This window comes from Mycobacterium sp. NPDC003449 (assembly GCF_053588415.1).
Map to the genome: position 1 here is coordinate 88,720 of NZ_JBSFPX010000007.1, position 6,269 is coordinate 94,988.

A 6,269-nucleotide genomic window follows, 5' to 3' on the forward strand; every position below is an offset into this window, starting at 1 on the left:
ATACGCGGATCCGGCGCCTTTGCCGGGACGCGCAGAGCAGAAGACGGAGGAGCCATGAACGCAACTCTGACGAGTCCGGAGCTAACCAGGGCCGACCGGTGTGATCGTTGCGGTGCGGCGGCACGCGTGCGCGCCAAGCTGCCCTCGGGCGCCGAATTGCTCTTCTGCCAGCATCACGCCAACGAGCATGAGGCGAAACTGGTCGAGCTGGCCGCCGTGCTGGAAGTCAGTCCGGTCGAGTCCTGACCGCGGCTGACACGCCAACAGAACCCCCTCCTGGGCAGGAGCACGCTTCGTCAGTAATGCTGGTCTGGTCATGACCGGCCAACCGCTTCCAGTGCCCCCGACGCGCCACCACATCCGGCATATCTCGAAACGGACGTTGTCGAAGAGCTGGGACGATTCGATCTTTTCCGAATCGGCCCAGGCCGCCTTCTGGTGCGCGCTGTCGCTGCCCCCGCTGTTGTTGGGGATGCTGGGCAGCCTGGCCTACATCGCTCCGCTGTTCGGACCCGAGACGCTGCCGGCGATCCAGGATCAGCTGATCAACGCGGCCAACCACTTCTTCTCCACCAACGTCGTCAACGAGATCATCGCGCCGACGATCCGCGACATCGTGAAGGGCGCCCGCGGCGAGGTGGTGTCGGTGGGGTTCGTGATCTCGTTGTGGGCCGGGTCGTCGGCGGTGTCGGCCTTCGTCGACTCGATCGTGGAGGCCCACGACCAGACCCCGCTGCGCCATCCGGTCCGCCAGCGGTTCTACGCGCTGGGACTGTATGTGGTGATGCTGGTCGGCGCGATCGCGGTGGCGCCGTTCGTGGCCCTCGGACCGCGCAAGATCGCCGAGAACATCCCGCAGAGCTGGGACAACGTGCTGCGCTACGGCTACTACCCGGCCCTGTTCTGCGCGGTGCTGATCGGGGTCACCCTGCTCTACCGGGTCGCACTGCCCAAACCGCTGCCGACCCACCGGCTGCTGCTGGGATCGGTGCTGTCGACGGTGGTGTTTCTGGTCACCACCGTGGGCCTGCGGGTCTATCTGGGCTGGATCACCAGCACCGGCTACACCTACGGCGCCTTGGCGACGCCGATCGCCTTCCTGCTGTTCGCGTTCTTCCTGGGGTTCGCCATCATGATCGGGGCCGAACTCAACGCCGCCATCCAGGAGGAGTGGCCGGCCGCCGACACCCACGCCAAGCGGCTGCGCGACTGGCTGGAGAACAAGGCGCTCAACAACGATCCGCGGCCCGCTCCCCCGCCCGACGCCGTCGACCAGCCGACTACTTCTTGAGCGACTCGTAGATCCGCTTGCAGTCCGGGCACACCGGCGAGCCCGGCTTGGCCGACTTGGTCACCGGGAACACCTCGCCGCACAGCGCGACGACGTGGGTGCCCATGACGGCGCTCTCGGCGATCTTGTCCTTCTTGACGTAGTGGAAAACCTTGGGAGCGTCGTCGTCGGTGCCGTCGTCGACGCGTTCGTCGGCATCGGGGCGCTCGATCGTCTGGGTCTGCATGCCCACTATTGTGCCCGTCCGCCGGGACGGACGAAATCCAACTGTCACAGCCCGACCCGAGTGTGGAACAGTAGAGGTATGAAACAAAGCCACGAGCTGAGTTTCGACGACGACTTCGGTCATGAGGGTCGCCCGGTCCTCATCACCCGTGCCGCACCCTCCTACGAGGAGCAGCACCGTCAGCGGGTCCGCAAGTACCTGACGTTGATGTCGTTTCGGATACCCGCCCTGATCCTGGCCGCGGTCGCCTACAACATCTGGGAGAACGGCCTCATCTCGCTGGCCATCATCCTGGTGTCGGTGCCGCTGCCGTGGATGGCCGTGCTGATCGCCAACGACCGCCCGCCCCGCAGCGCCGACGAACCCAGGCGCTACGCCGGCCGGGACAACCGCGTCCCGCTGTTTCCGACGGCCGAACGCCCGGCCCTGCGGGGCGACCCGGCCGGTGCACCGCAACCCGGTTCCGCGGAATCCCGCGGCGATGTCCCCGGCTGAGCGGGTTCTGTAGCTATTCTCAGGGAAATCTCAGGTCGTCGGCGAAAAAGAGCAGGTCAAACGGTATGAATCCAACCGTTTGCGGGAACTCTACGGGGGCATGACGCGTTGTAAGTCATGACAGTTCGAGCCGATCAGGAGGCCGTCATGGCAAATGCCACCACAAGCCGCTTCGACAGCGATCTGGACGCCCAGAGCCCGGCAGCCGACCTCGTGCGCGTGTATTTGAACGGCATCGGCAAAACGGCATTGCTCAATGCCGCCGATGAGGTAGAGCTCGCGAAGCGCATCGAGGCCGGCCTGTACGCCCAGCACCTGTTGGACACCAAGAAGCGGCTCGGCGAGGCCCGCAAACGTGACCTCGCAACCGTGGTGCGCGACGGCGAGGCCGCCCGACGTCATCTGTTGGAGGCCAACCTGCGCCTGGTGGTGTCGCTGGCGAAGCGTTACACCGGCCGCGGCATGCCGCTGCTGGACCTGATCCAGGAGGGCAACCTCGGACTCATCCGGGCGATGGAGAAGTTCGACTACAGCAAGGGTTTCAAGTTCTCGACCTATGCCACCTGGTGGATCCGCCAGGCCATCACCCGCGGGATGGCCGACCAGAGCCGCACCATCCGGCTGCCGGTCCATCTGGTGGAGCAGGTCAACAAGCTGGCCCGGATCAAGCGCGAAATGCACCAGAACCTCGGCCGCGAGGCCACCGACGAGGAACTGGCTGCCGAATCCGGCATCCCGGTCGAGAAGATCAACGACCTGCTCGAGCACAGCCGCGATCCGGTGAGCCTGGATATGCCGGTCGGCACCGACGAGGAGGCCCCGCTGGGTGACTTCATCGAGGATTCCGAGGCCATGTCGGCGGAGAACGCGGTGATCTCCGAACTCCTGCACACCGACATCCGCCACGTGCTGGCCACGCTCGATGAGCGCGAGCAGCAGGTGATCCGGCTGCGGTTCGGCCTCGACGACGGCCAGCCCCGCACCCTCGATCAGATCGGCAAACTGTTCGGGCTGTCGCGGGAGCGGGTCCGCCAGATCGAGCGCGAGGTGATGGCCAAGCTGCGCAACGGCGAGCGTGCCGATCGGCTGCGCTCCTACGCCAGCTGAGCAAAGCCACCCGATGTGCCCGCCGGGACCTCCGGCGGGCACATCGGGTTGTACCGGGTTCCGCGCCGGGGCGCGGTGAGCGGCGCGGCGATGTTGCCCACCAGTTCGCGCCGCCCAAACGGTAGACTGTGTGGCGACGTTTGGGCTTGGGAAGGCGCGAATGAACGATCTGGTCGATACCACCGAGATGTACCTGCGGACCATCTACGACCTCGAGGAAGAGGGCGTGGTGCCGCTGCGTGCCCGCATAGCCGAACGGCTTGATCAGAGCGGACCCACCGTCAGCCAGACCGTGTCCCGGATGGAGCGGGACGGTCTGCTGCACGTGGCGGGCGACCGGCATCTGGAGCTGACCGACAAGGGCAGAGCGCTGGCGGTGGCGGTGATGCGCAAGCACCGGCTGGCCGAACGGCTGCTGGTCGACGTGATCGGCCTGCCCTGGGAGGAAGTGCACGCCGAGGCGTGCCGGTGGGAACACGTGATGAGCGACGACGTCGAGCGCCGCCTGCTCCAGGTACTCAACAACCCGACCACATCCCCGTTCGGGAACCCGATCCCCGGCCTGTCCGAACTCGGCGTCGGCGCCGGGGGCTTCGGGTCCGACGACATCAGCCTGGTGCGGCTCACCGAGCTGCCGGTGGGCATGCCGGTCGCGGTGGTGGTCCGGCAGCTGACCGAACACGTGCAGGGCGACACCGAGCTGATCGGGCGGCTCAAGGACGCCGGTGTGGTGCCCAACGCCAGGGTGACCGTCGAGGCGAACGACCACGGCGGCGTGATGATCCTCATCCCCGGCCACGAGCAGGTCGAACTGCCGCACCATATGGCGCACGCCGTGAAGGTGGAGAAGGTCTGACGCCGGGCCCACGGTGAACCGGTCAGGCCCCGGCGCGGCGTGACCGGCCGGCGAATATCCGTCGCGGCGGCAACATCACCCCGAGGCGGTCGGCCTGCCGGTACCCGCTGAGCGCCAGCTCGCGGATCTGTTCGGGCCGCATACCGGTCTGCAGCGCGGCATCGAGCATGCCCGCCATCCGGTGCTGCGGATCGCAGCGCAGCGCGGCATCCAGCGACACGCCCGCCAGCGGGCCGTCGCCGCGGATATAGGCCGAGAACGCCAATTGGACCAGTGCGTCCGCGCGCCACGGCGCCGGCAGCGCGCGGGCGAGCACCAGCCACAACGACTCGGCCTGCTCGGCGCGCTCCCCGACCGCCAGCGCGTACACGATGTCGCGCACCCGCGGATCGGTCAGTGCCACCGCCAGCCGGGCCAACGTCGCATCGGCCGGGTCGGACCCGTCGGCCAGCGCGCCCGCCGCGACCATCACGGCGTCGACGTCGGCCCGGACCTCGCAGTGCCGGCGATCCGCCGGCGGCCGCGACAGGCCCTCGATGTGGGCGCCGACCCGTTCGGCGCGCACCGGGTCGGCGTCGACGACCTGTTGCAGATCGTCGCGGTTCGACCGGATCGGGCGGCCTTCGAGCACGGCCGCCACGGCGAACGGGGAGGCCGCCGGGTCCTCGACGAATCCGTGCCTGCCGCACTGGTCGGCGCACTGCCAGCGCCCGCCGACGGCGACCCGGTCCACGACATGCGCCGCGAGCAGTTCGATGCCGTGCCCGGACAGCGCATCGTCGACGATCGCCGCCAGCTCCTCGTAGTCCTCGCGGCACTGCCGGCAGTCCAGCCCGTCCTCGTCGACGATGACCGCGACCATGAGCTGCGGTGCGCTTGCGGCGGCGACCCCGGCGAGATGCTCGACCCGTCCCGCCATCGAGGGCGAAAGGTCGATGCGCATAACGCATCCCGGCTCACCCTCGTCGACGGTGACGAGGATCAGGGAGCGTTCGGGCACGAAGCCCAGAACCGCGGGCAGCGCGGCGATCAACGCACCCGGTCGGGTGCAGCTGAAGTCGGAGCCGAAATCGGGGGTGCCAGGTGGAGGTGTCATGGCTGTGACGCTGGCAGCGGGCACCGTCGCCGCCGGGCCGCCGGGCCCGGCGCACCGCACCGGCTGTGGATGAAATCGGCGCTGGGGATTGCGGCCGGAGCAAGTGTTCACCCGCTATTCGGCGCGGCCGGCGTGCGTGCGACGAGCAACGGGCGTAGACACTGTGCATGGGTTCGATGCTGGAGTACGACCTGGTCGTGATCGGTTCGGGACCGGGCGGGCAGAAGGCCGCCATCGCCGCGGCCAAACTCGGCAAGACCGTGGCGGTGGTCGAGCGCGGCAAGATGCTCGGCGGGGTGTGCGTCAACACCGGCACCATCCCGTCCAAGACGCTGCGGGAGGCCGTCGTCTACCTCACCGGGATGAGCCAGCGCGAACTGTACGGCGCCAGTTACCGGGTGAAGGAGAAGATCACCCCCGCCGACCTGCTGGCCCGCACCCAGCATGTGATCGGCAAGGAGCAGGATGTGGTGCGCAACCAGCTCATGCGTAACCGGATCGACCTGATCAGCGGTCACGGCCGGTTCGTCGATCCGCACACCGTGCTGGTCGAGGAACCCACCCGCGGTGAGCGGACCACGGTCAGCGGCGAGTACGTCGTGATCGCGACGGGCACCAAGCCGGCCCGGCCCACCGGGGTCGAGTTCGACGAGGACCGCGTGCTGGACTCCGACGGAATCCTCGACCTCAAATCGCTCCCGACCTCGATGGTGGTGGTCGGCGCGGGCGTGATCGGCATCGAATACGCCTCGATGTTCGCCGCGCTCGGCACCAAGGTCACCGTCGTGGAGAAGCGCGACACCATGCTGGAGTTCTGCGATCCCGAGATCGTCGAGTCGCTCAAGTTCCACCTGCGCGACCTGGCCGTGACGTTCCGGTTCGGCGAGGAGGTCACGGCCGTCGACGTCGGCGCCGCAGGCACCGTGACGACGCTGGCCAGCGGTAAACAGATCCCCGCCGAGACGGTGATGTACTCGGCAGGCAGGCAGGGCCAGACCGAACACCTCGACGTCACCAACGCCGGCCTCGAGGTCGACGCCCGTGGCCGGATCTTCGTCGACTCCAATTTCCAGACCACGGTCGACCACATCTACGCCGTCGGCGACGTCATCGGTTTCCCCGCGCTGGCCGCCACCTCGATGGACCAGGGCAGACTGGCCGCCTACCACGCGTTCGGCGAGCCCGCCAAGGGCATCAC

The 6,269-nt window shown here is 68.0% G+C and carries 8 protein-coding genes; 6 read left to right on the plus strand and 2 right to left on the minus strand.

Features of this window, described 5'->3' with window-relative positions; genetic code table 11:
• Positions 1–54 precede the first annotated feature (54 nt).
• Complete coding sequence (locus ACWDTP_RS04075; protein WP_450016824.1) at positions 55–246, plus strand: DUF7455 domain-containing protein; 192 nt, start codon at positions 55–57, stop codon at positions 244–246.
• Between the two features lie 70 nt (positions 247–316).
• The gene (locus ACWDTP_RS04080; RefSeq protein WP_450016826.1) at positions 317–1,291 is read left to right on the plus strand and encodes a YihY/virulence factor BrkB family protein; all 975 of its coding nucleotides are present in this window, start codon (positions 317–319) and stop codon (positions 1,289–1,291) included.
• Here ACWDTP_RS04080 and ACWDTP_RS04085 read toward each other — a convergent pair.
• Complete coding sequence (locus ACWDTP_RS04085; RefSeq protein ID WP_450016828.1) at positions 1,281–1,517, minus strand: DUF3039 domain-containing protein; 237 nt, start codon at positions 1,515–1,517, stop codon at positions 1,281–1,283. The genes ACWDTP_RS04080 and ACWDTP_RS04085 overlap by 11 nt on opposite strands.
• Positions 1,518–1,595: 78 nt before the next feature.
• On the opposite strand from ACWDTP_RS04085, the gene ACWDTP_RS04090 reads away from it, so the two are divergent.
• The 3 genes from ACWDTP_RS04090 to ACWDTP_RS04100 all read left to right on the plus strand — a co-directional run bounded on the left by ACWDTP_RS04090 (position 1,596) and on the right by ACWDTP_RS04100 (position 3,975).
• Positions 1,596–2,012 (plus strand): DUF3099 domain-containing protein, encoded by a 417-nt coding sequence (locus ACWDTP_RS04090; RefSeq protein ID WP_450016830.1) that lies wholly within the window; start codon positions 1,596–1,598, stop codon positions 2,010–2,012.
• A 117-nt stretch (positions 2,013–2,129) separates the two neighbouring features.
• Positions 2,130–3,119 (plus strand): sigma-70 family RNA polymerase sigma factor, encoded by a 990-nt coding sequence (locus ACWDTP_RS04095; RefSeq protein ID WP_450016832.1) that lies wholly within the window; start codon positions 2,130–2,132, stop codon positions 3,117–3,119.
• A gap of 160 nt (positions 3,120–3,279) precedes the next feature.
• Positions 3,280–3,975 carry an iron dependent repressor, metal binding and dimerization domain protein gene (locus tag ACWDTP_RS04100; protein WP_450016834.1) on the plus strand — a complete coding sequence of 232 codons (696 nt, stop codon included), beginning with the start codon at positions 3,280–3,282 and terminating at the stop codon, positions 3,973–3,975.
• Positions 3,976–3,997: 22 nt separating this feature from the next.
• On the opposite strand, the gene ACWDTP_RS04105 is transcribed toward ACWDTP_RS04100, so the two are convergent.
• Positions 3,998–5,071, minus strand: coding sequence for a DUF4192 domain-containing protein (locus ACWDTP_RS04105; RefSeq protein WP_450016836.1), 1,074 nt, complete (start codon positions 5,069–5,071; stop codon positions 3,998–4,000).
• Positions 5,072–5,247: 176 nt separating this feature from the next.
• On the opposite strand from ACWDTP_RS04105, the gene sthA reads away from it, so the two are divergent.
• Positions 5,248–6,269: Si-specific NAD(P)(+) transhydrogenase (gene sthA / locus ACWDTP_RS04110; protein ID WP_450016853.1), on the plus strand; the 1,022-nt coding region annotated here is incomplete at its 3' end.

What these genes read in the sequence shown, in the direction of transcription:
- ACWDTP_RS04085 (WP_450016828.1), bottom strand. Translation starts at nt 1,517, where the DNA reads ATGCAGACCCAGACGATCGAGCGCCCCGATGCCGACGAACGCGTCGAC.
- ACWDTP_RS04100 (WP_450016834.1), top strand. Translation starts at nt 3,280, where the DNA reads ATGAACGATCTGGTCGATACCACCGAGATGTACCTGCGGACCATCTAC.
- ACWDTP_RS04105 (WP_450016836.1), bottom strand. Translation starts at nt 5,071, where the DNA reads ATGACACCTCCACCTGGCACCCCCGATTTCGGCTCCGACTTCAGCTGC.
- ACWDTP_RS04095 (WP_450016832.1), top strand. Translation starts at nt 2,130, where the DNA reads ATGACAGTTCGAGCCGATCAGGAGGCCGTCATGGCAAATGCCACCACA.
- ACWDTP_RS04075 (WP_450016824.1), top strand. Translation starts at nt 55, where the DNA reads ATGAACGCAACTCTGACGAGTCCGGAGCTAACCAGGGCCGACCGGTGT.
- ACWDTP_RS04090 (WP_450016830.1), top strand. Translation starts at nt 1,596, where the DNA reads ATGAAACAAAGCCACGAGCTGAGTTTCGACGACGACTTCGGTCATGAG.
- ACWDTP_RS04080 (WP_450016826.1), top strand. Translation starts at nt 317, where the DNA reads ATGACCGGCCAACCGCTTCCAGTGCCCCCGACGCGCCACCACATCCGG.